This is a genomic window from Candidatus Planktophila lacus, assembly GCF_002288385.1.
In the GTDB taxonomy this organism is placed as follows: Bacteria; Actinomycetota; Actinomycetes; order Nanopelagicales; family Nanopelagicaceae; genus Planktophila; species Planktophila lacus_D.
Window position 1 is genome coordinate 63090 of sequence record NZ_CP016783.1, and the last position, 24948, is coordinate 88037.

Here is a 24948-nt window from a genome sequence, read left to right on the forward strand (position 1 = left end):
TTATCTCGGTCTGCGACGTCTTTCGGATGAATTTGGGCGGGGTTTTCTAGAACCTCGATTTGGCCCCTTACTTTCAACTACCGGTGTCACATATGGAATACCTGAAGGTTCTTGAGCTCCCGTGATTCGCATTAAATCCTGATCCAATGGTTTAACGCCAACGAACTTAGGTGTTACCCCAGCACGTGAAGTTAGGCTTCCAACAGATTTCTGCTGCTTTGTTGTAGCAAGAGTTACAACAGCGCCAGCTTCACCAGCGCGAGCTGTACGTCCTGAACGGTGTAAGTAATCTTTATGATCCGTTGGTGCATCAACATGAACCACGAGAGATATGCCATCTACGTGGATTCCGCGCGCTGCAACATCTGTTGCAACAAGTGCTGCATTGGGCAATTGCTTGAAGAGTGCGAGAGTGCGAGTACGAACAGCTTGTGACTTGCCGCCATGAAGCGCACCAACTGGCACCCCCGCATGGGCAAGTTTGTCGGCTAAGCGATCTGCCCCTCGTTGGGTTTTTACAAAGAGAATCGTTTTTCCGTTACGTGCGGCTATTTGGTTCGTGATGTCATCTTTATCTCCAGGATGCATAACAAGTACGTAGTGCTCCATCGTTGATACAGATGCACGGTCATTTTGAAGAGAGTGAGTCTTCGGATTATTCAAGTACTGGCGAACTAAAGCGTCAACACCACGATCGAGGGTTGCCGAGAAGAGAAGACGCTGTCCATTTGGCTTTGCTTGGTCGAGAATTTCTTTAACAACTGGCAAGAAGCCCATGTCAGCCATTTGATCAGCTTCATCAAGAACCGTTATTTCTAGATCATCCAATTGCACTTCTCCCTTATTAAGTAAATCAATAAGGCGGCCAGGTGTTGCAACAAGAATCGCAGTTGCTTTGCGCATCGCAGTTATCTGCTTTGCATAAGGCATTCCACCGGCGATAACTACAGAATCATGTCCGATTGTACGCGCAAGCGGTGTTAGAACTTCATCGATCTGTTGTGCAAGTTCGCGAGTTGGTGTTAAAACTAAAGCCAACGGCTTGTGTGGTTTAGCCGCTTTCCCGCTGATATTTGTGAGCAGAGCAAGGCCAAAAGCAAGTGTTTTACCTGATCCTGTTTGTCCGCGACCAAGGATGTCATGGCCGGCAAGAGCATCAGGAAGTGTTGCAATCTGAATTGGGAATGGGTGTGTGATTCCTTGTGCGTTAAGGGCATTAGCCAGTGCAGGAGCAATTCCTAGATCACGGAAAGTAGTTGTTACTTCTGATAAAGGAGTTGCGTCAATCAAATTAGCATCAGCTAAGTTCGCAGAGATGTAATTATCATCTGCACCGAAATCTACTACTGCGTTGTTATGAGTCTTAAATGCTTTGCGATCATCGCGAGCGTATGCAGGTGAATCGTTGCGACGATCACGAACTGGCTTTGCAGGACGCTCTGCGCGGTAGTTGGATGCAGATACATCTGGTGCAGATTTATGCTTTGCAAAAGTTTGTATTGAAGGTGCACCTGGCTTGTATTTCTCGCGCTTGCCAGGGATAAAGTTTGGGCGGCCGTCATCTGTGCGAGCAACTCGTTCTTTAGCTGCGCCACGACGAGTTGTTGGACGGGTATCTGGCTTCTTGAATTCTGGACGTGCTGTGCGTTCGTTTCGATCTGAAACAAATTTCTTGGCACGTGACTCTGGCTTAACGATTTCTTCACGAACTTCTCGTGGCTTTGATGCTGTCTTTTCTTGATAACGCTTTGCACGCATCTTTGAACGCTCTGTTAAGCGAGCGTCTTTCTTAGAAAGAGTTGATGTATCAATATCTGAATAACGCTTTGTTGATGGCTTGCTTGCTGGTTTTGTTGAAGATGCTTTAAATGGTTTAGCTGCTGTGCCTTTACGTGCTGATTTTTCTGCACTTGTGTGGCGAGGCTTTGAAACAGGAGTTCCAGTTGAAGATTTCTTGGCGCGGGGTTTGCCGGCTTTGGCAGATGCTGCTCTGCGGGCTTTTCCGGGCGCGGTTGTACGTGGCTGTAGAGACATAGAAATGCATACCAATCGAGACGACAAGCGCGTCTCGGGTATGACCTCGAATGGGCCAGGGCGGTGATAAGACTCGCAAGTAAGTGGCCATTTGGCGCACTTTGGGGGGAATTTCATCGATGCGCGGTGCGTCGATGGCTTAAGGGTACCTTGCTTTGAGCGTGGGTATTTACCACGGGTTGAGACTTGGTGAAATGTCCGTTTTGTCCCTTCCCCGCTACATCTGGGGCTAGGATTCGTAGAAGGCTATAGAGGCACCGACGGGTGTTTCTGAAGTAAAAAACCGGTTAAGAAAGTAGTCCCAAAGTGGCATTTAAGAAGTCTGCAGCCTCTGCAGGTCCTCGCGTGTGGACCGTCGCAGAGCTCGGTGCTTTCTACACAGAGCACCGTTCAGAGCTTCTCGCCCACGCAAACCGCGTTCTAAAGGATTCCGCTAAGGCTGAAGAAATCACCCAAGATGCCTTGATTAAGTTCATGCTCGCAGCCCCAGAGCTTGAATCAAATGACCATGCACTTTCATATTTGCACCGCACTATCGAAAACCTCTGCATTGACTTGTTCCGCCTAGAAGGCCGCCGTCCTAACCTTGTGGTTATCGATGATGCACAGGCTGAAGTCGAAGCCGCATGGCAGGTAGACGGCGATCACTCACAAGCACTTTCTGCTGCTGAAGACGCAGCAATCATTCGTCAAGCTTTGGCACTTCTTTCTCCTGCAGAGCGCGCAGCGCTAGTTATGTGGGAAATGGAAGGCCGTTCAACTGAAGAGATCGCAGCAGAACTTGGTATCAAGGAATCTGCCGTGCGCCATACTGTTTCTCGCGCTCGCACTTCCCTTCGCCGCGTTCTTTCAGAGCTCGTTATCGACGAAGAGCGTGGCCTAACAGCGCTCGACATGCTTTCTACTACTTACAAGAAGGCAGCAGAGCTTGCCCAAAAATCTTCCAAGGTTGCACTTTCACTCCTATTAGTTGTGACTGCTTTCCTTGGCTTTAACTCAATGACCGGCCGCGAAGGCGTAACCATTACCCCTTCTGCTCCATCAGAGATCGCATCTGGCCCAGTTGCTGGTTCATCTGATGCGGTTGCTCCGGTCGAGGCAAGCACCCCAACACCTTCTATTTCAATGCCAGCTAAGAAGTCCAGCACCATGGTTTCTGGCGTGGCAATCAAGTCAGCCAAGCTGGTATTCCCAGGCTTGGATGAAAAGGGCATCCCGACAGGTTTCACTGTTGCGACCCAGGAAGGCTCCCTAGGCACAATCCGCGTCAATAAAAATACGCCGGTAGCCACTGAAGCCGGAACAGAGTTGACCACCCAAGCCATAACCGCGGTCGGTGGCCCAAATGTGATGATCTCTCAGAGCATCACAGTGGATGGCAACGGCACCACTTACCTCGTAAATGGGGTTTCAGCTGGTGTTGCAGGAAGCTGGACCCCACTCAACCTAGGCGCCACAACGGCCGATTTTGAGCGGATGTCCAACGGGCAGTACCTTGTGACCGTTAGAATTCTCGTAGTCTCAACCCCAACTTCAGAGTTCTATATCCCCGTGGGCAACCGCGGCTTCGACCTTACAGGTCCTATCAAGTCGATAACAACTCGACTAGTTCTTAATGCAGGTAAGACACAAATTTTGGCTCAGTCAATTCTTGTGACTGAAGACAAGAAGTAAAAGGTAAAACGGTGAAGCACGTGAAATTTCACCTAAATAGATTTCTCCGTCGCGTCCGGATACACGGCGGGGAATTTGATACATCAGCACGTGCGATGTATCGAGTGAGTGAAAAAGGCTCTCTCATGTCATATGAGAAGGCATTTAACACTCGAGCCGACCTGCGGATCGTCCGTAGATCGACTATCGAAAGGAAACAAATGTCTACAAAGACAACTTTCAAGCGCATTGCGCTTGTAACTGTTGCTGCGTTGGGCTTCGGAACGATGGCATCAGTATCGCCAGCGTCTGCAGCTTATTCAACGTTGACTTCAGTAAAGGTTTCTGACGCAACCGTTTACGGTTACGTTGGCGACACATTAACTGCTGCTATTAAAGTAACCGCAGCTGGTGCAACAGGTGGCATTCTTGTTGCTGCTGATGACACAGTCACACTGACTGCAAAAATCACCAGTGTCGCTTCATCAGCCTTGGCAGCGGTTACCACCGGTGTTGCTGCTCAGTCTGTTGATTCAGCTACAACTGATTCAGCTACTTCAGTGCTAGATATGGTTGCAGTCGATAAATTCAGATTCGTTGAATCATCAACTGCAGCAACCAGCCTTGTTGGTACAAGCATTGCATCACTTGGTACAATGCGCATTTCAGTTGAAGATACAACAACTGTTCCAGCAACGGTCGGCTCTTTGGTCTTCCGTCCTTCAACACCTGGTACATACAAGATCACAGTTACTCCAACAAACGTACAGGCTGGTGTAACACCAACTTATACAGCTGGCGTAATCACATTCGTAGTTCTCTCAGCTGGTGCAGCTACCGGTGATGGTGGAGTAGCAACTCCATTCAACACTGCTGGCGGCGTTGCTGGTGCAGGTAACTACAACCAGGTCAAGGTGACTGGTCAAAATGGCACAACAGCGCTAGGAACACGCGTTGTTGTAACTGGTTCAACAATTGATGCAGCCATTACCGGATCAACACTTTCATCAGATAAGACAACGTTGACAATCGCTGGTAAAACTGATGGATCAGCTACACAGGGTCTAATCAACGTTCTAACACCAACAGCTGGAACTATCACAGTAAATACTTACCGTGAAACTGCAGTTGGTACGTACTCAGCTACAGCTGATTCAACTGTGACAATCACAGTTCGTGCAGCTGCACTTTCAGGTACAGCCACAACTAACACGACATACATGTCAACAGCAGAAGCAACAGTTCCTACTGATGTTACTGATGCTGCAGTTGTTGCTCTAACTTCAGTACCTTCAAAGACATCACTTGCTGATGCTGATGCAGTGGCTCGTATTCAAGTAATTCAATACGATGCTCTCGAGGCAGTAGCGTCTTCATCAAAGACTTTGGCTGTTACAGCTGAAATCACTGGTGCAGGTCGCATCGGTACAACTGATTCAGCTTCAGATGCAACTTCAGTTATTGCAGTTCCAGCAGGATCTTCAACAACTACTCAGGCTGCAACTAAGGACTTCTACGTCTTCTCAGACGGTCGTTCAGGTGAAGCAACAATCACAATCAAGGTTGGCGGAGTCACAACGTTGACTCGTAAGGTTGCATTCTTCGGAACAGCAACACAATTGAAGCTAGTTGCAGCTACTGCAACTGCTCCAAACCCAACTAAGTCATACCTCGCAGTTGGCGGAACAATGGATATCTCTGTTCTTCCTTATGACGCTAATAACGTCAAGTTAACTGCAGCAGCTGTTACAGCAACAAGCGAAACAGCAACAATTGCAACAGTAGTTACAAAGGCTGGTTCAACCGGTGTTGTAACAGTTACTGGTGTAGCTGTAGGTAAGACAAACATCACCATCAAAAATGGTGTACTCGGAACTTTGGTTGTTCCAGTTGAAGTTACAAAGTCAACAGGTGTTGCAAAGCTAACACTTGACAAGACTTCAGCACAGCCAGGCGAGAAGGTCACATGGACTATCACAGTTACAGACTCAAACGGTCGCCCAACTGCTGATGGAACAAGCGTTGCACTCTTCTCATCAATTACTTCAAACATGGTAGTTACCGGTCTTCCAACAGGAACCGAAACAATCACTGGTGGAGTTTCAACTGGTTCATTCTTTGCGCCAACATCTGGCTCAGGAACACTAACAATCACTGCTAAGCAGGGCACAGCCCATGACACATACATCGCAGGCCTAAAGGCCGCTACAGCTGCTGGTACTACATACACAGCTGTTTCAGATGTTGTTGAATTGGCTATCGTCAACGCAGCAGTAGATGCAGCAGCAGCTGCAGCAGAAGAAGCAACAGCAGCGGCAAATGATGCTACTGATGCAGCTCTATCTGCAGCAGAGGCGGCAGAGGCGGCAACAGCTATGGCACAAGAGGCCGTAGATGCAGTTGCTGAGCTTTCAGCATCAGTCACTAAGTTGATCTCAGCACTTCGTGCACAGATCACTACATTGACTAACCTCGTAGTAAAGATCCAGAAGAAGGTAAAGGCTTAATTAGCCTTGATCTTCTAAAGATCTAGAACCGAAACCCGGTCCCTCTTCGGAGGGGCCGGGTTTCGGCCTTTCTAGGGCAAGTTTGTGGGAGGTTTGTTACTGAGTAGAAAGTAAGATTGGGCTTATGTTGAAATTAGAAATTGAGAAACCAGTCGCTCGCCTATTGGCCTTTGGCGCCCCCTTCATTTCAATTTTCCTTTTGATCGACCAAGTATCTGATCCTGTAAATGTCACGAAGATGGCAGCGTTATCCGTGGTGGCCTTCGGCCTAGCTGCGGTCGTGTTGGTGAAGTCCCCGCGAATGCTCTGGTCTGATGCGAAACCACAGATTATTGCCGCCGTTGCCTTAATTGTTCTTGCGATAAGCGCAGTGGTAAATAGCTCATCTCCGCTAGGTCAAAACTTTTATGGAACATATGGGAGAAATACAGGTTTCTTGACTTATCTTTCACTCACCCTGGTTTTTGTATCTACCTTGGTTCTGCGTCGTACCGAATCATTTAGAAACATCTTGTACGGCCTTTTAGCTGCTGGGTTGATAAATGTTGTTTACGGTGCCTGGACGGTTACGTTTGGCGATTTTGTGTCTTGGAACAATCCATATAACCGAATTCTTGGGACATTCGGAAACCCCAACTTCATAGGCGCTTTTCTCGGAATTTTTGCCTCGTTGCTAGTTGCTTATCTCCTAACTCCTGGAACTCACTGGGGCGTTCGTTTAATGGGAGTCATTGTTCTTATCGCAACATTTCTTGAGATCAAATCTTCGCTAGCAGTTCAAGGAGTTGTGGTATCTGGTGGTGGAATTGCTCTTGTAATTTTCTATTATCTGCGTTCGAAGTTTGAGAAATGGACTGTGCCGTTTATCTATCTTGTCTCTGTCGGAGTTGTTGGAATTATTGCAATGATGGGCGCTCTTCAAAAAGGACCGCTAGCTAGTATTGTTTACAAGACTTCCGTTTCTTTGCGCGGTGAATATTGGCAAGCTGGAATAAATATGGGAAATTCTCATCCATTTACTGGCGTAGGAATGGACTCATACGGTGACTGGTATCGCAGATCGCGCGATGCACAGGCTTTGATATTGCCTGGGCCAAATACCACCACGAACGCTGCACACAACGTATTCCTTGATGTCTTTGCGTATGGCGGATACCCGCTGTTTATTGCATATATGGCCTTGATTGTGATGAGTTTAATTGCAGCAATTAAATTGACGTTTATTCAAAAAGAATTTAACTTCGTAAAAGTAGGTTTGATTGTTGCTTGGATTTGTTATCAAGTTCAGGCACTTATAAGTATCAACCAAATCGGTCTTGCGATCTGGGGATGGGTAACAGGTGGGGCCTTGATCGCTTACGAATTCTCAACTAGAGAAGCCCGAAGTGAGACCTCTGTAAAATCTGTTACGAAAAAGGTTGTAAAAAACAATCCTTTGATTTCTGCTCAACTGTTGGCCGGGCTAGGTATGGTTGCAGGTATCTTGATTGCTATTCCACCGCTAAGTGGCGACATTAAATGGCGTGAAGCGCTAAAGTCACAAAACATTGATCTAGTAACAGCAGCTCTAACTCCCGGATATATGAATCCTGGAAGTAGCAATCTCTACACATCTGCTACCCAAATTTTTGAACAAAGTAATTTGCCCGATATGGCGTATAAGTACGGCAAGTTAAATACCGAATATAACCCTAACTACTTTGATGCTTGGCGGCTTTTGTACGCTTTGAAAAACGCTACCCCCGAAGATCGAAAACTAGCAAAAGAGAAGATGATTGAACTTGATCCATTAAATGAGGAATGGAAGAAACTTCCTTAATGGCCAAAGTTGCAATCATTGGTCAGGGCTACGTTGGTCTAACTATCGCAGCATTCGCATCCAAGACGAATCAAGTGGTGGGATTTGATAACAATCAAAGAGTCGTTGACCAGCTAAACCAAGGTATTTCGCATATCGAAGGAGTTGAAAGCGGGGCGCTTAAGTCTGCAATTGCTGCTGGAAATTACCGTGCATCGACTAGCGGATCAGATATTTCAGGGGCTGAAATAGTTGTGATTGCGGTTCCAACACCGCTTGATGCAGACCGAAAGCCAGATCTGGCGTTCATTGAGTCAGCATGCAAAACAATTGCAGAAAACATTACACATCCTGTTTTGGTGATTAATGAGTCAACTTCTTTTCCGGGCACGATTCGCAATTTTATTAAGCCGTTGATTGAGAAGTTATCGGCAAACAAAATTGAGCATTTATATGCGATTTCACCTGAGCGTGTAGATCCTGGCCGCGTAGATTGGGATCAGAAGAACACTCCTCGTTTGTATGCGGGTTTAACTCCTGAAGCTTCGAAGAAAACTAAACATTTTTACTCCACATTTTGTGACAACTTGATTGAGGTTTCATCACCTGAAGTTGCAGAGTCTGCGAAGCTTTTCGAAAATACTTTTAGGCAAGTAAATATCGCGCTAGTGAATGAGTTTGCTCAGATCGCACATGCCCTTGGTATTTCGGTTCATGAGACTTTAGAAGCTGCCAACACAAAACCTTATGGCTTCATGAAATTCAACCCAAGTGCGGGAGTTGGTGGTCATTGCATCCCAGTTGATCCTTCTTACCTTGCTCATGTCGCTGAAGGCTTAGGTGTACCTGCAACATTTATTGAGCGCGCAAACGAAGTAAATCTAGAGATGCCTAAGTATGTTGTCTCACGCGTTGCCGCAGATAACGGTGGTTCATTAAAGGGAAAGAACGTGCAAGTCATTGGTGTGGCCTATAAACCAAATGTTGCCGATACTCGTGAGACCCCAGCCGAGTTGGTTATTGAAGAACTTAAGCGTCAAGGTGCGAAAGTTACTTGGCATGATGCAGTTGTTGGCTCTTGGCATGGTGAAGAATCAAATACTTTGGGTGGCTCAGAGATAGCAATAGTTGTTACTTTGCATGATGCGGTTGATAAGAAAGCCGTGCTTGCAAGTGCTCCGTATGTTTTTGATACAACCGGAAAGTTAACCGGCGCTAAAGGTTTGTAGTCTTACTTCTTCATCTCTGCAGCAACATCATCAATAATCGAATCCAGAGTATTTTCTGGTGACCAGCCGAGTGCGTTCTTTATCTTAGTGATATCTGGAACACGGCGCTGCATATCTTCATAGCCAGCTGTGTAAGCCTGATCGTATGGGGTGTAAGTAATAGCTGAAGTTGATTTGGTCCGCTCGATGATCTTTTCGGCAAGTTGCTTGATGCTGGTTTCACCGACTCCGCCGATGTTGTAAACCTCACCGATCGTTGAATCGGTCTTGGCAATTATCAAGATTGCGCGGACGGCATCTGCAACGTGGCAGAAGACGCGGGATTGCGTTCCGTCTCCGTAGATTGTGATTGGCTCGTTCTTGAGCGCTGATTGCACGAAGCGAGGTAGAACCATTCCGTAACGTCCTGTTTGACGGGGGCCTACTGTGTTAAAGAGGCGAATGGTTGTGACTTTCAGTTGCTTGGTTAAGAAGAGCGCGTGGGCGATAGCTTCTTCTAGTGCCTTGGCATCGGAGTATGTCCAGCGAATCTTTTGTGGAGCACCGACTACGCGATCATCGGTTTCAGATAAAGGTTGCTTCGGGTTCTTGCCATAAATTTCAGATGTACTTGCGATGATGATTCGCTTATTAAGTTTGGTTGCTGCGTTTAGGACTACTTCAGAACCGGTGAAGTTTGTTGAAACAGATTCGATTGGGTTTTCAAGGATTGTGTTAACGCCAAGAGCCGCGGCCATGTGCAGGACGAGGTCGGCAGGGGCCATCGCTTTTTCTACGAGGGCGACATCGCGGATATCGCCTTGATGGATTTCGATCTGGTCTTTGATGTGGGCGATATTGGCTGCAGATCCCGTGGACATGTTGTCGAGGATCGAGACCTGGTGGCCCTCTTTAAGCAGGGCATCACAGAGGTGAGAACCGATAAAACCGGCTCCACCGGTGATGAAAACGCGCATGAGATGAAGTCTATCGGGGCATGTGCGGATATTTAGGGGCTGGCTCTCTGTAAGGGCTCAGATAGTTCACAGAGAGATAGGGCAAGGTTTGGGTATGAAATCGGTAGCGGGCGTTCGTAAGTATTCGGGTGCGGGCACCGATTGGGCTGCTTGGTTGTTGGGCATTGGCTTGGGGCTCACCTTGGCGTTGCAGGCAACGACGATGCGCCATAGCGATATCACTTCGGTTTATGCGGTGATTGCTTCGGTGTCGCGGGCGGCAGCTTTGGTTGGTACTTACTTTGCGATCGTTGGTATTTTCTTGGTGGCGCGAATTCCTTGGGTAGAACGCGGGGTCGGGCACGATCGTTTGGTTACGTGGCATCGCAAGTTGGGGCCATGGAGTTTGTATCTAATTGGTTTTCACGTCTTGTTTATTGTCTTGAGTTTTGCTGGGCAAGATCATGTGGCGTTGGCAGTTGAGATGTGGCGGATGCTCGGTAACTTCGAGTGGATGTGGTGGGCGCTCGCCGGATTTATTTTGATGGTGGCGGCCGGAGTTACTTCTTATAAGAAGGCGCGCGCCAAGATGAGTTATGAAACTTGGTGGACGGTTCACGTTCTTACTTATTCGGCGATTGCGGCATCGTTTATGCACCAGGTGGTTAATGGGCAGATGTTTATTGGCCATCCGCTTAATCGTGCGTACTGGACGTTTCTATATGTTGCGATGGGCTTTTCGATTTTGTGGTGGCGTATCGGTATTCCTTTGGTGCGTTCGCTGCGCCATAACTTGCGAGTTGAGAAAGTTGTTGTTGAAGGACCTGGAGTTATTTCCGTTGTGATGAAGGGGCGAAAGCTAACTGAACTTGCGGCAGAAGGCGGGCAGTTCTTTGGTTGGCGCTTTGCGGCTAAGGGACATTTCTTGATGTCGCATCCTTATTCGTTGTCGGCGGCTCCGACTGCGCATTACTTGCGAATTACCGTTAAAGATTTAGGCGATCATTCAAGATCGCTTGCTTCGTTAAGTGCGGGGACGCGAGTCTTTGTGGAAGGCCCATATGGCGCCTTTACGGCAGGGCGCGCGACTATGCCGCATGTGGTGTTGGTGGGTGGCGGCGTTGGAATTACGCCGGTGCGTGCGCTGATGGATGAGTTTAAGAACGGTGTGCAGATGGATGTTATCTATCGCGCATCGCGTAAAGAAGATTTGGTTTTAAAGGAAGAGCTCGATTATTTGGAGTATCACTCAAACGGTTCTATTCGGGTGCATTATTTGGTGGGATCACGTAAGGAGCATCCGATGGATGCCAAGTCGCTAAAGGCTTTAGTGCCGCGGATTGCTGATGCCGACATCTATATCTGTGGCCCTGGGCCGTTGGTGGAGGCGGTAAAGGCTGCGGCAGATGATCTGGGTGTGCCGAAGAATCGATTCCACGATGAGGCATTTGCTTTTCACAACGAGTAAAAGTTTGGGAATAGTCGCAGTTGAAGTTGTGGTTTCGTTAAGGGTTTTCACAGGAGAGCACGGGAAGGTTTGCATATGAAACGCGCGATACTGATTGCAACCGGAACCGTTGGTGGGTTGGGTGCGGTCTTGGCGATTACGCCGCCGACATTTACATCTACTGAAAGTTCTTCGATGGCTTTGCCGGGATCGTCTGCTGCTCCTGTTGCTACACCAAGTGCAGCGAGTTCTGTTGCGGCTGCACCAACTACACCAGCGAAAAGTGGATCAACAACAAAGCCAACGACTGTAAAGCCTGCAGCAACAGCTGGTGCACAAACACAGGCACCTGTCGTTGCAGCACCTGCAACGAAGGCGGTAAGCGGAACATTTACTGGTGATTCAGTTGATGTGCGCTACGGATTTGTTCAAGTAAAGATCACCGTTGAAAACGGCAAGATCACTGATGCGCAGGCTGTTACGGCGCCATCAGGGCGTAATGATCGTTGGACGCAGATGTCAGTGCCGGTATTGCGCCAGCGCACCTTGGCTGCGCAATCGGCGAATATTTCTGGAGTATCCGGTGCGTCATTTACTTCATACGGTTGGTACACATCGCTGGCCAGTGCGCTGGCAAAGGCGGGGATGTAAGTTAACGACGTGGTGCGCAAGCGATATGAGATACACGTTTGGGGCACTGTTCTCTTTTTAGATTTGGGCTCGAGCAAACTTGGCGAGGCTGCGATTGATGCAGCTGTTGAAGGTGTAAAGAAATTTGTTTACGGGGTTGATGAGGATTTCTCGACCTATAAAGATGGTTCGTTTGTTTCGCGTTTGCGACGAGGAGAAATTGCGATTGAGCAATGCCCGGCGGATGTGCAAGAGGTTTGGCATCTCTGTGCGGCTGCGCGCGATTTAACGGGCGGGGCATTTGATCCGTGGGCGGTTGCGGGTGGCTTTGATCCATCGGGGTATGTAAAGGGATGGGCGGCGGATCGCGTTGCTTTATCTTTGGTTGAAGCAGGTTGTGAAAATGTGCAGGTAAATGCGGCGGGAGATTTAACGCTGCGTGGTGGAGTTGTTGAAAAAGGCGTGGCGGGGCCGTGGAAGATCGGTGTTGTTAATCCCGATAATCGCCAAGAGGTTCTGCGGATATTTGAAATTCACGATGGCGCGATTGCGACGAGCGGAACATATGAACGTGGGGCGCATATCTTCGATCCGCACTCAGGCACGATTGCAATTGGTGCGAAATCAGCGACGGTGCTTGGGCCAGATGGTGGTTTAACGGATGCGTTGGCGACGGCATTAATGGTTGCAGGTGAAGATGGTGCGGGTTGGTTTGGACGGCCCGAATTGGCGGAATATTCAGCATGGGTTATCGATCGCCATAGCGGCGGTGCTTGGGGCGTGGGTTCGGCTATTTCTTAGGGCAAGATAAGCCAATGGTCGAAACTACCGGGGGCTTTACCAGCGCAGGTCTTGCGCGCGAGGCTGAGGCTTTGGTTTTACCGTCGTTGACGCAGGCGCAAGCGATTGAAATTGGCGAGATTGGTTTTGCTAAAGCAAGTGCGCGGGCGTTGCCGATAATTGTTGAAGTTCGTGTGGGTGACTGGACAGTTTTTAAAGTTGCTCTGCAAGGTTCGAAACCAGATAACGATTCTTGGGTTGCGCGTAAGGCACGAGTTGTGATGGCGACAGGTAAGTCAACGATGCATGTACGTGTAGATGCTGAAGAACGTGGCGTTGATTGGTATCTAGAGACTGGTTTGAGCGAAGAGCTACATGCAATTCACGGTGGTGGACTTGCTTTAAACGTTGCGGGTGAGGGTTTAACGGGAATTTTATTGATTAGCGGATTGCCGCAAGTTGAAGATCATTTATTGGGAGTTGAAGTAATTACCGAATACTTGGCACGGCAAGGAGAGAATGCATGAGCATCTGGGTTTGTGGCGAAGTTTTAATTGATTTGTTGCCGGGCACACCAGAACGTATTGCTGTTGTTGGTGGAGGACCGGCAAATACCGCAAAGGCGCTGGCGCGACTTGGCCACGATGTTCACTTCATTGATGGAATCTCAACTGACGATTACGGAGTTTCTGCTCGCGCAGAACTATTGGCAGATGAAGTAAAACTCGATTTAGCTTTGACGAGTGATAAACCAACTTGTTTGGCGATCGTTTCGTTAGGTGCCGATGGTGGTGCGACGTATGAGTTTAAAATCGATGGCACTGCAACATTTGATTTTGGTTTGAACTGGTTGCCGGATCCTTCAGTGCATAAGCCAAATGTGCTCCATATCGGCACCTTGGTAACGATTATTGAGCCTGGCGCAAGTGTTTTATACGACTGGGCGCTGCAGGTGGCTGAGTTTGCACCAATTGTTTTTGATCCAAATATTCGCCCATCTGTAATGGGAGATCGCGATCTTTATCAGGCAGCCGTTGAAAAATGGGCGGCAATCTCAAGTGTGATCAAGGTCAGCGATGATGATTTAGCTTGGTTGTTTCCTGATCAGAAGTTTGAAGATGTGGCAAAGCGTTGGGTTGAAGATGGTGCAGCACTTGTTGTTGTTACACGTGGTGCAAATGGTTCGATCGGTTTTACTGAAAGCGGCAGCGAAGAAACGCCAGGTGTGAAAGTTGCTGTTGTCGACACTGTAGGCGCTGGCGATACTGTGGGTGCGATCATCGTTGAAGCGATGGTGCAAGATGGAATTTTATCTTTGCAAGGTGAAGGTTTGAAGAAAGTTTTGGCGCGCGCTGCAGCAGCTGCGGCGATCACATGTTCTCGTGCGGGGGCGCAACCCCCATACAAGCACGAGCTAGCGAAACTCTAAGAGGGAGCGCCATGCAATATATCGATGATGCAGAATTTCAAATCGCAATTGATTTAGATAACGGTGCGCGCATTACATCGATCACCTGGCGCGATATGCAATTTGCAGTTCCTTACCGTGGAGATCCTTTAACTCATGGTTGGTATGCGATGGGTCCGTGGGCTGGACGCATCCGTGACGGAATCATGTTCGGTGCAGATGGTGAAGAGATTCAGTTGCCAACAAATATCACGCCACCACATGCAATTCATGGTTTTGGGTTTATCTCTTCATGGCAAGAGATTGGTCCAGGACGTTCACTGTTGCATCTGCCAAAGCCTTATGGCGGTGCAACTATCGAACAAACTATTGAAGTTTTAGATGATGCTGTGCGTTGGTCACTTGAATACGATCCAGGTGATTGCAAGTTGCCAGCTTGGCTTGGAATGCATCCGTGGTTTCCGCGCGATCTCGATCGAGGCGGCAGTGCAGAAATTGAATTTAAAGCGGCAAAGATGCTCCAGCGCGATGAAGATGGACTTCCAACAGGTGAATTCGTTCCGCAATCTGCAGGGCCTTGGGATGATGTTTTCACTGAAATACAAGGCGTTCCGGCCGTTATCTGGGAAGACTGCGCGCGCATAGATATCGAATCCGATGCTCCATGGTGGGTTGTCTATAACGAAGATCCCGAAGGCGTTTGCGTAGAGCCAGAGACTGCACCGCCTGATGCGCAGAACTTAGGCATAAGTGGTGAGCATTACATCGAAGCGCTCTTTGTATTCTCCGAAGCGTAAAAATAGAAAACATAGGATTGGGTTATGTCTACACAAATCGATCGTGGCCGTTTAGCGCAGCTTCGCAAAGTTGAAGAAGAGCGTTTCTTAGCAAATCACAAGAAGAGCGCGGAAGCATTTGCTGATTCGCAGAAAGTGATGCACGAAGGTGTGCCAATGTCGTGGATGGCTAAGTGGCCAGGTGCACATCCGGTTTTCGTTAAGGAAGCAAAGGGTGCGAAGTTCACCGATATTGATGGCAATACTTATATCGATTTCTGTCTAGGCGATACCGGTTCGATGACTGGTCACTCACCAGATGCAACGATTGCTGCGATCAAGCGCCAGGCAGATATCGGAATCACTTCGATGTTGCCAACACTTGATGCTGCAGTAGTTTCAAAAGAACTTGCCTCACGTTTTGGTCTGCCAAAGTGGCAATTTACAGTGACTGCAACTGATGCCAACCGTCACGTTATTCGTTACTGCCGCCTCATTACCGGCCGCAGCAAGATCATCGTTATCGATCGTTGTTATCACGGCAGCGTTGATGAAACTTTTGCAACTTTGGATGATGCAGGAAATACCGTAAAGCGCGAAGGAAACCTGGGCGCACCTGTAGATCTTGATGTAACAACTCGCGTAGTTGAATTTAATGATTTGGCCGGCATGGAAGCTGCGCTAAAGCACGGCGACGTTGCAGCGATTTTGATGGAACCTGCGATGACTAACGTAGGCATTGTTCTTCCTGAAGATGGCTATCTATATGCGGTGCAGGATCTTGCTAAGAAGTACGGCGCACTGTTGATCATCGATGAGACCCACACAATTTCTGTTGGTCCTGGCGGAATGACGCTAGACCTTGGTCTAAAGCCTGATTTCTTAACTATCGGCAAGGCAATTGCTGGCGGTATTCCAGTTGGCACATTTGGAATGACTGAAGATGTTGCGAATTCAATTAAGAAGTTAGTTGAACTAGAAATCATCGATACTGGCGGAATCGGCAGCACCTTGGCAGGAAATGCGATGTCACTTGCTGCGATGCGTGCAACGCTAAGCGAAGTATTAACAGCGGATGCGTTCAAGGAGATGATCGCGCTCGGTGATCGCTGGAGCGATGGCGTTGATGCCGCAATTGCTGAATTTGATTTGGATTGGCACTGCAATCGTTTAGGTGCGCGCGGTGAATACATCTTCAAAGGTAAGGCGCCGCGCACAGGTCGCGATGCTGCCGAATCAGGAGATTTCGAACTCGAGCAATATATTCACCTGCGCTTGTTAAACGATGGTTTCTTGTTGACGCCATTTCACAATATGGCGTTGATGTCTCCGGCAACAACTGCGGCTGATGTTGATGCGCATACTGTGGCATTTCGCGCCATGTGCGCTGACTTAGTCGGCTAATTTCGCCAACAAAAGAGAAAGCCCCACATCACTGTGAGGCTTTCCCATCCCGCTTAAGTCATCTGATTCGCAGAATAAGACTTGAGCTTATTGATTCGAGCGATTTAGCTTTCGCCAGTGATCTCACTCTCGAACCGTTGAGAAAAGTATAAAGTTCGGGGCTGTGGATCACAACCTAATTTTGTCTGTGGTGTGGACGAAGGTACTCGAATGGAAAAATTCTTAATTCGCTATAGCCAGACATACATTTTGATCGGACAACTTGAATTGATTTTGCGTTCAAGGTTGATTCAAACTCTCAGTAACTTTTCGGAAGAAAAAGGTTACGCAGAGTGGCATCAAGTTCTTGATTCAAAAACTACCTTCGATATAAACAACCCGAATCCAGGTTTTGGTCTTTGGAGGGATGTTTTATCGCAGCGAAATTTCACCCGCCTCTGGCTGCCATGCACCAGACACGCCTTCTTGGATCTGCCCTTCCCAGAATCCTTTAAGACTTATCAAAAAATCGATAACCGGATGCACTACGCGACCGGGACTCGGAATCGCGTCTGCCACTTCAATTTTGCGAATGCTCGCAACGTTAAACATGAAGAAGCGAACCTAAAATGGTTAATAAGCGCCTTGGGCTAGTGATTTCCCTAGCAATAGTGGTGCCGAGCGCATAAATTTAGCCATCTGTAGCGGACTACTGAGTAGTCAACCTGAGAGGCAGAAATGAAGAAAAGTTGGAAGCTGATCCCAATCGTGGCTCTTGCGTTTGGTTTGATCATTCCTGTTTCTGCACCTGCCGCTGAAGATAAAGAGGCATTCTTTCCTGCATCTGTACCAAGAGAGATGGATGAACGTCTATTTTCGACCGGAGAAACAGCTGGAATTAATTTCTCTGCACTTGGTCAGACAGGAGGAGTAGCTCCTTGCGCCTCAACGACTGATCCAAATTGCAATTTTAATGATGCTAAATGGGGCGTTAAAACTATCTTGGGTGCGCCGCTATTAACTCTTTGCACTGCGGCCGAAAACGAAGACTGCATTGAATCTATTGAGATATCGCGTGATGGTGGCGCATACAAAAAACTTGTCTTTGAGAAATATGTCGAAGGTGGAACTTGTGATGCTACTGCAGCAGCAGGTTGTGTTTTTCCTCCCGATCGATCTAAAAGATTGCCACGTGGTGGAAAATTCTCTGTGTGGTCTGAAATAGTCGATGGAAAAGTAATGGATCTAAAGTATTTAGTTAGTTATAGCTATGTGATGAACTATGACGATATGAATAAATACTTTGTTATTAACGAGGTTAAATTGGCAATCAGGCCAATGAAAGAGATTAACTCAACTCGCTGGGATTCTCTTTGGTTTGAAAATGGCCGTAGTGGTATTCAATATGATTTCCCAAGTAACACTGAACTCAAAGCGACGTTGCATTTAAGCAATCAAGTTGTCGGCTGGTTTAAGGCACGTATGCAAGATGTAAATGTTGAGGTCTCGTTTTTTTCGCCTACGAATAATCGTGTAGTTGTTTCGGGTAAACCAGTTACAGTCCCAATTTTTGCTGTTAAACGGCCAGCCTCCTCTTTGACACCGAAAGAGAAAGACTTTATCCAACACTTAGGTGTCGTAAAAGGTGTGAATAACGCCGATCCGGGTGATCCTCGGATATTTGAATACATTGATTATTGGCGGGGACCTTTGAAAGATGTGGCGGCATACACTAATACAAATTGGATATTTGAATCTACTCGCTGGACTAGCGAGAATAAATGTTTAAATGCAACTGATCGCGTCCTAGGTGTAGTTTCAACAAACTCCATGGGATATGACGGTAATCCACCAAAATTTGTAGATGGCTTCCTAAATTACCGAGTATCCGGTTTTCATTTTGGTCCTGATGGTAAAACTCCGAACTTAGGAACCTACGATTTGGTTTTGCGAAGTGATGCAGCTCGTTGTCTCTACGGATTCTCAAACGCTCCAGTTTCTGCAACAGTTTCAATTGCTGGGGCTGATGGCGCACAGAACGTTACGACAACTGTTGTAACTGAAAAAGATGGCTGGCTAAAGATGAAGGCAGCCGGATTTACATTCAGCGAGAAGCAGATAAAGGTGAAGATAACTCAGGAGCCATCTGCGGCTGCTACTCCTGCACCAGCTGCTTCAACTGCCCCTGTAGCAGTTGCAAAAAAGAAATCCACGATCACTTGCGTTAAAGGTAAGACAACAAAGAAGGTAAGTGCAGTTTCGCCGAAGTGTCCAGCCGGATTTAAGAAAAAGGCTTAGGCAATGAAGAGAGTAATTGCGGCATTAATAGTGGCTTTGTTTGTAATTGCAAACCCTTCACTTTCAACCGCGGCTGGAACGATTGATGAACAGTATTCATTAAATAATGGAACCGACAATAGAAATAAGGTTGGAGTTCTCTTTGAAGAGAACGTGGATACGTTGCGCATGCCTTCACTCCTTTACAGCTACACATGGTCTAACGGAAAGCCACCAAATGTTGTTTCATACTGCGATGGGTTAAATGACCCCAAATGTTCGTCAGCTGAATTTATAAAGTACTACGCACTTATGCCGGCATGTAGTTCCGCAACCGAGGTTGACTGTATCGAAAGCATTTACGCGGTAGCACCAAGAGCTCCAGCAAGGATTAAGGGAGTTTACAAGGAATCAATTCCTGAAAAAGTTGCTAATCCATACAAAGCAAATTCTGATAATGGCTTACCGCAAGGCTCGGTATCTGGAGTCTGGGAAATTCCTAACATTAAACATGGTGGTGGCACTACTAATTTTGTTGGCATAGTTTCCCGAGTAGGTTCGCTAAAACGCAATGGCACGAATTGGATTGCACAACCACCGGGCTCAGACCCATGGGGTAGTGGAGATTTCCGTGCGGCAATTTACCCAGTAAATATGGTTAGAGATTCTCGCTATAAAGCAAACGTTTCTGAGATAGCAATGGCTTCCAACGGCACGATGTCAATGGGAATTAATCACCCCAGCAAACTTCCCTTTGATGTCTGCGCAATTGTTGGTGATGGTGTCTGTGCTCTAAGACAAACTTTTCCTGAAGATGTTAAATTCGGAATGGTTATAAGATTTTCAAAAGTAATTAACGGTTGGATGCACGGACGGATCGATTCTCCAGAAATTGATTATGAATTAACGAGTTATGGAACCCGTGTTGACATGAAAGGTCAATCCACCCGTGTGCCAATTCTGGCGGGCTGGATTGACCCAAACTCATTCACGGCTACAGAGAAGCAGAGATTCGGTCAAATACCTGCCGGTCAATCAACTTACCCAGGAGCCAGTGGCGATTATTCGATGGAAGCGTTGAGCACGTGGGCACGGGCTTTGAAAGATACAGCAGTCGCTAACCCAACACAGTGGATCTTCTACAACTTGCCGGAGCGCGATATTGCAGCTGCAAGCAGTTGTATAAGGAACTCAAAGACTTTGGCTGGTTTTGTAACGACAAACTCCACCACGTATACAGCGACACCGCCGATATACAACGAGCAGACGGGAACTCTTGATTACAAGGTTGCCTCTCCGCATTTTCTTGCCGATGGAAAAGTCTTCCAAGGAAAATACAATCTGTATATAGATTCAAATGTTGCGCGCTGTATATATAAGTTTAGTAACGCCCCAATCTCAGCATCGGTAAGTATTACTTCCTCCGATGGCGGTCAGCAGAACGTGGCGACAACCGTTGTAAATGAAGATAACGGTTGGCTCCATTTAAGTGCGACAGGATTTACGTTCTCATCACCAACTCTGAAAGTTAAGTTAACTCAAGATGGATCAATTGGAAAGCCAACTCCACAACCGAGTGCGAAACCTTCGGCTAGCGCTGAACCTCAAGTAGCTGCGATTCCGGTGAAGAAGAAATCCACGATCACTTGCGTTAAAGGCAAGACAACAAAGAAAGTAAGCGCTGTTTCGCCAAAGTGTCCGGCCGGATTCAAAAAGAAAGCTTAGTTAAAACCAAGGCTGGCATAAAGCGCTAGACCCTTTTCATTATCGGCATCTACGTAAAGCATTGAGTGTTTTAAGCCTTTTGCGACAAGATAATTAATCGCAGCGACTGATACTGCGCGGCCAATGCCTTGATGGGCATGATCAGGGTCAACGCCAATAACGTAAAGCTCGCCGACTGGTTCTTGATTTACAAAGTCCTGGTGAATCTTGGTCCAGCAGAAACCAACTATTTCTTCACTTTTTACCGCGAGGAAGAAGCCTGCGGGATCAAACCAATTTTCGGCCATACGGTTCTCTAGATCCTGCATTACCCAATTACCTTGATCTGGGTGGTGGGCAAATATCTTGTTATTAAGGTCAAGCCAACGTTGTTTATCTTGTGCAGGATCAAAGGTGCGAAGTGCGTATTCGCGTTTTGCAGTTGGGAGCGGATCGGTTAACGAGCGGTGGATCTTAAGAATATGGCGCATGGTGGTTAGACCCGCTCAGATATTGGGCTCTCTTTGCCACCGTTAGGAAGTGTGAAGCGATAACCAACGTTACGAACTGTTCCGATAATTGCTTCGAATTCTGGGCCGAGCTTGGAACGCAAGCGACGGATGTGTACGTCGACAGTGCGTGTTCCACCGAAGTAGTCGTATCCCCAAATTTCTTGCAGCAACTGTGCGCGAGTAAAAACGCGTCCTGGATGTTGTGCGAGATATTTAAGAAGTTCGAACTCTTTAAAAGTTAAATCGAGTGAACGACCCTTGATCTTTGCGGTGTAAGTACTTTCATCAATAACAACATCGCCTGTGCGAATTTCACCGGCGGTTGGATCTGCGGCGGTAAGAGCAGCAAGGTGAGTACCAATGCACATACGGATACGTGCATCGACTTCTGCAGGGCCTGCGGTATCGAGCATGACATCGTCGACGCCCCAGTCTGCGCTCATCGCAGATAGACCGCCTTCAGTTGTAATTGCAATTACGGGTGCACCAACGCCTGTTGATGTAAGTAAACGTGTGAGGTTCTTTGCAGCAGGCAGATCGCGACGCGCATCAACAAAGACAATGTCCATGACTGGTGAATCGATTAAGACGCTGGCTTCAGCCGGCAAGATTTTTACTGTGTGCTGCAAGAGAGCAAGTGATGGAAGAACTTCCGCGCTCGCGCCATTGGTGTTTGTCAGTAACAACACCTTGGCCATGGGGAGAGCCTTTCGCAGAAATTGAGTTCGTTATATTGCTTTAAGTGAGAGAGAATACTCCTGTGAAAACGTTCGTTCCACTTCTTATAGTGCTGGCTGGCGCTACTGGGTTTGGCATCTGGTTTCAGCGCACGCGTGGGGAATTTCGCAAGAAGAAGACGGTAAATGGGCCGAAGTTAACGGCTGCGATCGTCGGCAGCGAGCTTGGGTCACGGGCAACGATGGTGCAGTTCTCATCAGCGTTCTGCACTCCTTGCCGGGCCACTAAGGCGTTACTCGAAGATATGGTCAAGACGATGCCTGATGTTCGCTATGCCCATATCGATGCTGAATCACATCTAGAACTCGTGCGTGAATTAAATATCTTGTCGACGCCAACCACTTTGTTTTTAAATGGTGTGGGCGTTGAAGTCGGTCGCGCTATGGGCACGCCAAAGCGCGCTCAGGTGCATGCTGCGCTCGCTGCTATTCATTCACGCTAGTTATTGCGAAATATTCGCAAGTAGCGTTTAACGCTGATGCTCTTTATCCTTAAGCCATGTTCCGCATTGAAACCAGCTACTTCACAAAGCGCCGTGTGCTTGATTACGGCCGCTTAGCTGGCGCCATGTGTCGTGCTTAGTTTGCAACTTAAAAACTAATTCAACGACCCATAAGCGATTCAAGTAAAGGAAGAGAAAATGTCAGTACAAATAGATGCAAGAGGACCAAGATTTTCGGCAGCGATTACAACTGTAGTTTTGGCAGTCGCGCTAGTTACGTCAAATGTTTGGGTGGCTGCATTTCAAGCAGTTGTCTTTGCAATCGGTGCAATCCGTGGTCCGCAATTCACTCCGTATGCAATTATCTTTAAGAAGCTAATCAAGCCGCGTCTTAAGTCAGAAGCAACTTTTGAAGATGTGCGTCCTCCGCAATTTGCGCAGAGCATTGGTCTTGGTTTTGCACTCGTTGCCGTTATCGCATCTGTTACCGGTGCCGATGGGGTCTTTACGGTCGCAGTTGGCTTTGCACTTGCGGCCGCATTTTTAAATTCAGCATTTAACTTCTGCTTGGGCTGCCAGGTATATCTACTCCTCGTACGCGCACGCGTAGCCAAATAAATCACTTAGAAGGTAGGCTCTAGCCATGGCAGAACAACATGAACTCCGCGATAAAGGCTTGCGTTTAACTCCTCAGCGCGAATTAGTTCTCTCTGCAGTACGCGAACTCGGACATGCAACCCCAGAAGAAGTTGCTGAAAAGGTCCGTGCGACACATCCTGGCATCAATCTTTCAACTGTCTATCGCAACCTAGAAACCCTCGAAAACGTTGGCCTTGTCCAGCACACACACTTGGGCCACGGTGGCGCTACTTATCACGCAGCTGAAGAGTTAACTCACCTTCACTTGGTCTGCGGCACATGTGGTTCTGTTGGCGATGCACCGATCGATGTAGCAGCTAATTTTGTTCAGAATTTATCTGACGATTACGGCTTTAAAACAGATGTAACTCACTTTGCAATTTACGGCACCTGCGCAGCCTGCGTTAAATAATATGACTGCGGTATTTGTCGAAGATGGCGTCGATAAGGGCGCCATTTGGCATTTTGGCGAACCGAATAAAGAGCAGAAGGCTCTGCTTGAAGGCAAAGCGTGGGCTGATCTCTCACACCTACAGATAATCGCAGTCAGTGGCGTTGATCGCCTGAAGTGGTTACATGATTTAACAACTCAGCATTTATCAGAACTTGCCGTTGGCCAATGGACATCAGCCCTGATCTTGGACCCACAGGGCCACGTCGAATATCAGTTTAACTTGGTGGATGACGGCGAAACTTCTTGGTTGGTTTTGGATCCTGGGTACATTGAAACTTTGATTGCTTATCTGCAGAAGATGAAATTTATGTTGCGTGTGGACGTTCGCGACGCATCTAGCGAATACGTTGTGTTGCGTGCACCTGGTTTGGTAACTGAAATTGGCGGGCCATTCGCACTGGTTCCGCGCGCAGAGCTAGAGCAGATGCAAGAAACCTTTGGCGCAACCGCGATGCAGGTTGGCACTTGGGCACTGGATGCTGAACGCGTTGCTGCAGGACGTCCGCGCATTGCCTTTGAAACCGACCATAAATCAATTCCAAATGAGCTTGGCGTACTGAATAAATCTGTACATATGAATAAAGGTTGTTACCGCGGTCAAGAAACTGTTGCGAAGATCTTTAATCTTGGAAATCCACCACGTCGTTTAGTTCTGCTGCATTTAGATGGCAGCCAAGTTGTTATGCCAGCGCCAGGTACACCGGTTATGAATGGTGAAGTACAAGTAGGTTTTCTTGGCACAGTTGCACGCCACTTTGAATTAGGTCCAATCGCTCTGGCAATTGTTAAGCGAAATACGCCGGTTGATGCGCAGTTAACTGTCGAAGGCGTGGCCGCTTCCCAACAAGTGATTGTGCCCGCATAAATGGCCACGATTGCACAGGGTTTAGTTGTCTTTGTGGCGATGCTCGTCATTGTCTGGACCGTTAGCCGGCTGTAGAGGCCGTAGGATTACGGCGTGGAAATCGTTAGCGCTGTTTTATTGGGTTTAATCTCATTAGCAATTGGCGTTGGCCTTTTAATTTATGGTTTCCGAGGACGCCGCGAATCTCAAGCACGTGATGCGCGCACATATCGAAGGGGCAGGCTCTAAGTGGCTTTTACAATTCCAGAAGGTCTGCATCCAGATTTAAATCCACTTGCTTGGATGGTTGGCACCTGGCGCGGGAAAGGTCGCGGGGAATACCCAAATATTGAGAGCTTTGAATACGCACACGAGGTTGTCTTTAACCATGACGGACGCCCATTTCTAAACTATTACTCACGTTCTTGGATCATCGACGCCGAAGGCGAAATCATTCGCCCAGCTGGATCTGAAACTGGTTTCTGGCGCGTTAAGCCAAATAATGTTTTAGAAGTATTGATTTCACATAACACCGGAATCACCGAAGGTTGGGTCGGACAGTTTGATGGTCCAAAGATTCAGCTAGTTCTTGATCAAGGTTATTCAGCGCCATCTGCAAAGATTGTTACAGCGGGCGTGCGTTTATATGGTCTTGTCGCGGGCGAGCTCTTCTTTGCTTACGACATGGCAGCCGAAGGACAAGAACTTCAGGCGCATATCTGGTCATCGCTCGAACGTCAGTCCGAGTAAACGGTAAA

Annotated in this window: 24 protein-coding genes; 20 read left to right on the top strand and 4 right to left on the bottom strand. The window is 47.7% G+C overall.

All coding sequences use genetic code 11. The annotated features are described in order from the left end of the window. Positions 1–2034, bottom strand: a complete 2034-nt coding sequence (locus tag A1sIIB60_RS00290; RefSeq protein WP_095688753.1) for a DEAD/DEAH box helicase — start codon at positions 2032–2034, stop codon at positions 1–3. A gap of 306 nt (positions 2035–2340) precedes the next feature. On the opposite strand from A1sIIB60_RS00290, the gene A1sIIB60_RS00295 reads away from it, so the two are divergent. From A1sIIB60_RS00295 to A1sIIB60_RS00310, 4 genes are all read left to right on the top strand, one after another. After that, on the top strand, positions 2341–3708 hold the full coding sequence (locus A1sIIB60_RS00295; RefSeq protein WP_223298689.1) for an RNA polymerase sigma factor: 1368 nt from the start codon (positions 2341–2343) through the stop codon (positions 3706–3708). Between the two features lie 125 nt (positions 3709–3833). Further along, the gene (locus A1sIIB60_RS00300) at positions 3834–6194 is read left to right on the top strand and encodes a beta strand repeat-containing protein (RefSeq protein WP_150131903.1); all 2361 of its coding nucleotides are present in this window, start codon (positions 3834–3836) and stop codon (positions 6192–6194) included. A 124-nt stretch (positions 6195–6318) separates the two neighbouring features. Next, positions 6319–8013 (top strand): O-antigen ligase family protein, encoded by a 1695-nt coding sequence (locus tag A1sIIB60_RS00305; RefSeq protein WP_095688755.1) that lies wholly within the window; start codon positions 6319–6321, stop codon positions 8011–8013. Beyond that, on the top strand, positions 8013–9221 hold the full coding sequence (locus A1sIIB60_RS00310) for a nucleotide sugar dehydrogenase (RefSeq protein WP_095689599.1): 1209 nt from the start codon (positions 8013–8015) through the stop codon (positions 9219–9221). The genes A1sIIB60_RS00305 and A1sIIB60_RS00310 overlap by 1 nt, the downstream gene beginning before the upstream one ends. 2 nt (positions 9222–9223) lie before the next feature. Here the strand turns inward: A1sIIB60_RS00310 and A1sIIB60_RS00315 are convergent, their stop codons facing one another. Then, positions 9224–10177 (bottom strand): NAD-dependent epimerase/dehydratase family protein, encoded by a 954-nt coding sequence (locus A1sIIB60_RS00315; protein ID WP_095688756.1) that lies wholly within the window; start codon positions 10175–10177, stop codon positions 9224–9226. A gap of 94 nt (positions 10178–10271) precedes the next feature. On the opposite strand from A1sIIB60_RS00315, the gene A1sIIB60_RS00320 reads away from it, so the two are divergent. The 10 genes from A1sIIB60_RS00320 (at position 10272) to A1sIIB60_RS00365 (ending at position 20582) form a co-directional block, all read left to right on the top strand. Continuing rightward, complete coding sequence (locus A1sIIB60_RS00320; RefSeq protein WP_190279212.1) at positions 10272–11624, top strand: ferredoxin reductase family protein; 1353 nt, start codon at positions 10272–10274, stop codon at positions 11622–11624. Positions 11625–11699: 75 nt separating this feature from the next. After that, positions 11700–12254 (top strand): FMN-binding protein, encoded by a 555-nt coding sequence (locus tag A1sIIB60_RS00325; protein WP_095688757.1) that lies wholly within the window; start codon positions 11700–11702, stop codon positions 12252–12254. A gap of 9 nt (positions 12255–12263) precedes the next feature. Continuing rightward, a complete protein-coding gene (locus tag A1sIIB60_RS00330) occupies positions 12264–13034 on the top strand; it encodes an FAD:protein FMN transferase (protein ID WP_223298690.1) in 771 nt (256 codons plus the stop codon). 14 nt (positions 13035–13048) lie between these two features. Then, entirely contained in the window at positions 13049–13540 is a 492-nt protein-coding gene (locus tag A1sIIB60_RS00335; protein WP_095688758.1) for a heme-degrading domain-containing protein, read from the top strand. Next, positions 13537–14442, top strand: coding sequence for a carbohydrate kinase family protein (locus A1sIIB60_RS00340; RefSeq protein ID WP_095688759.1), 906 nt, complete (start codon positions 13537–13539; stop codon positions 14440–14442). Before A1sIIB60_RS00335 ends, A1sIIB60_RS00340 begins: the two co-directional genes overlap by 4 nt. 11 nt (positions 14443–14453) lie before the next feature. Further along, a complete protein-coding gene (locus A1sIIB60_RS00345; protein ID WP_095688760.1) occupies positions 14454–15218 on the top strand; it encodes an aldose epimerase family protein in 765 nt (254 codons plus the stop codon). Positions 15219–15242: 24 nt separating this feature from the next. Continuing rightward, positions 15243–16601, top strand: a complete 1359-nt coding sequence (locus A1sIIB60_RS00350; protein WP_095688761.1) for a transaminase — start codon at positions 15243–15245, stop codon at positions 16599–16601. Positions 16602–16811: 210 nt separating this feature from the next. Beyond that, complete coding sequence (locus tag A1sIIB60_RS07215; protein WP_150131904.1) at positions 16812–17234, top strand: hypothetical protein; 423 nt, start codon at positions 16812–16814, stop codon at positions 17232–17234. Positions 17235–17318: 84 nt separating this feature from the next. Next, a complete protein-coding gene (locus A1sIIB60_RS00360; RefSeq protein ID WP_095688763.1) occupies positions 17319–18878 on the top strand; it encodes a hypothetical protein in 1560 nt (519 codons plus the stop codon). A gap of 3 nt (positions 18879–18881) precedes the next feature. Beyond that, a complete protein-coding gene (locus A1sIIB60_RS00365; protein ID WP_095688764.1) occupies positions 18882–20582 on the top strand; it encodes a hypothetical protein in 1701 nt (566 codons plus the stop codon). On the opposite strand, the gene A1sIIB60_RS00370 is transcribed toward A1sIIB60_RS00365, so the two are convergent. Next, positions 20579–21052 carry a GNAT family N-acetyltransferase gene (locus tag A1sIIB60_RS00370; RefSeq protein WP_095688765.1) on the bottom strand — a complete coding sequence of 158 codons (474 nt, stop codon included), beginning with the start codon at positions 21050–21052 and terminating at the stop codon, positions 20579–20581. The genes A1sIIB60_RS00365 and A1sIIB60_RS00370 overlap by 4 nt on opposite strands. Positions 21053–21057: 5 nt before the next feature. Further along, positions 21058–21771, bottom strand: a complete 714-nt coding sequence (locus A1sIIB60_RS00375; protein WP_095688766.1) for a response regulator transcription factor — start codon at positions 21769–21771, stop codon at positions 21058–21060. A 62-nt stretch (positions 21772–21833) separates the two neighbouring features. Here A1sIIB60_RS00375 and A1sIIB60_RS00380 point away from each other — a divergent pair, with 62 nt between their 5' ends. The 6 genes from A1sIIB60_RS00380 (at position 21834) to A1sIIB60_RS00400 (ending at position 24940) form a co-directional block, all read left to right on the top strand. Next, the gene (locus A1sIIB60_RS00380; protein WP_095688767.1) at positions 21834–22253 is read left to right on the top strand and encodes a thioredoxin family protein; all 420 of its coding nucleotides are present in this window, start codon (positions 21834–21836) and stop codon (positions 22251–22253) included. Between the two features lie 198 nt (positions 22254–22451). Next, the gene (locus A1sIIB60_RS00385) at positions 22452–22871 is read left to right on the top strand and encodes a DUF4395 domain-containing protein (RefSeq protein WP_095688768.1); all 420 of its coding nucleotides are present in this window, start codon (positions 22452–22454) and stop codon (positions 22869–22871) included. 25 nt (positions 22872–22896) lie between these two features. Next, on the top strand, positions 22897–23304 hold the full coding sequence (locus A1sIIB60_RS00390) for a Fur family transcriptional regulator (protein WP_095688769.1): 408 nt from the start codon (positions 22897–22899) through the stop codon (positions 23302–23304). A gap of 1 nt (position 23305) precedes the next feature. Then, positions 23306–24211, top strand: a complete 906-nt coding sequence (gene ygfZ / locus A1sIIB60_RS00395; RefSeq protein WP_095688770.1) for a CAF17-like 4Fe-4S cluster assembly/insertion protein YgfZ — start codon at positions 23306–23308, stop codon at positions 24209–24211. A gap of 93 nt (positions 24212–24304) precedes the next feature. Further along, positions 24305–24439, top strand: a complete 135-nt coding sequence (locus A1sIIB60_RS07345) for a hypothetical protein (RefSeq protein ID WP_257789710.1) — start codon at positions 24305–24307, stop codon at positions 24437–24439. Further along, on the top strand, positions 24440–24940 hold the full coding sequence (locus A1sIIB60_RS00400) for a heme-binding beta-barrel domain-containing protein (RefSeq protein ID WP_095688771.1): 501 nt from the start codon (positions 24440–24442) through the stop codon (positions 24938–24940). The last annotated feature ends 8 nt before the right edge of the window (positions 24941–24948 follow it).

Bases quoted from the DNA above. Each gene is read 5' to 3' on its own strand.
- A1sIIB60_RS00290 (WP_095688753.1), bottom strand. From the start codon at position 2,034: ATGTCTCTACAGCCACGTACAACCGCGCCCGGAAAAGCCCGCAGAGCA.
- A1sIIB60_RS00300 (WP_150131903.1), top strand. From the start codon at position 3,834: ATGTCATATGAGAAGGCATTTAACACTCGAGCCGACCTGCGGATCGTC.
- A1sIIB60_RS00305 (WP_095688755.1), top strand. From the start codon at position 6,319: ATGTTGAAATTAGAAATTGAGAAACCAGTCGCTCGCCTATTGGCCTTT.
- A1sIIB60_RS00310 (WP_095689599.1), top strand. From the start codon at position 8,013: ATGGCCAAAGTTGCAATCATTGGTCAGGGCTACGTTGGTCTAACTATC.
- A1sIIB60_RS00315 (WP_095688756.1), bottom strand. From the start codon at position 10,177: ATGCGCGTTTTCATCACCGGTGGAGCCGGTTTTATCGGTTCTCACCTC.
- A1sIIB60_RS00320 (WP_190279212.1), top strand. From the start codon at position 10,272: ATGAAATCGGTAGCGGGCGTTCGTAAGTATTCGGGTGCGGGCACCGAT.
- A1sIIB60_RS00325 (WP_095688757.1), top strand. From the start codon at position 11,700: ATGAAACGCGCGATACTGATTGCAACCGGAACCGTTGGTGGGTTGGGT.
- A1sIIB60_RS00335 (WP_095688758.1), top strand. From the start codon at position 13,049: ATGGTCGAAACTACCGGGGGCTTTACCAGCGCAGGTCTTGCGCGCGAG.
- A1sIIB60_RS00340 (WP_095688759.1), top strand. From the start codon at position 13,537: ATGAGCATCTGGGTTTGTGGCGAAGTTTTAATTGATTTGTTGCCGGGC.
- A1sIIB60_RS00345 (WP_095688760.1), top strand. From the start codon at position 14,454: ATGCAATATATCGATGATGCAGAATTTCAAATCGCAATTGATTTAGAT.
- A1sIIB60_RS00350 (WP_095688761.1), top strand. From the start codon at position 15,243: ATGTCTACACAAATCGATCGTGGCCGTTTAGCGCAGCTTCGCAAAGTT.
- A1sIIB60_RS07215 (WP_150131904.1), top strand. From the start codon at position 16,812: ATGGAAAAATTCTTAATTCGCTATAGCCAGACATACATTTTGATCGGA.
- A1sIIB60_RS00360 (WP_095688763.1), top strand. From the start codon at position 17,319: ATGAAGAAAAGTTGGAAGCTGATCCCAATCGTGGCTCTTGCGTTTGGT.
- A1sIIB60_RS00365 (WP_095688764.1), top strand. From the start codon at position 18,882: ATGAAGAGAGTAATTGCGGCATTAATAGTGGCTTTGTTTGTAATTGCA.
- A1sIIB60_RS00370 (WP_095688765.1), bottom strand. From the start codon at position 21,052: ATGCGCCATATTCTTAAGATCCACCGCTCGTTAACCGATCCGCTCCCA.
- A1sIIB60_RS00375 (WP_095688766.1), bottom strand. From the start codon at position 21,771: ATGGCCAAGGTGTTGTTACTGACAAACACCAATGGCGCGAGCGCGGAA.
- A1sIIB60_RS00385 (WP_095688768.1), top strand. From the start codon at position 22,452: ATGTCAGTACAAATAGATGCAAGAGGACCAAGATTTTCGGCAGCGATT.
- A1sIIB60_RS00390 (WP_095688769.1), top strand. From the start codon at position 22,897: ATGGCAGAACAACATGAACTCCGCGATAAAGGCTTGCGTTTAACTCCT.
- ygfZ (WP_095688770.1), top strand. From the start codon at position 23,306: ATGACTGCGGTATTTGTCGAAGATGGCGTCGATAAGGGCGCCATTTGG.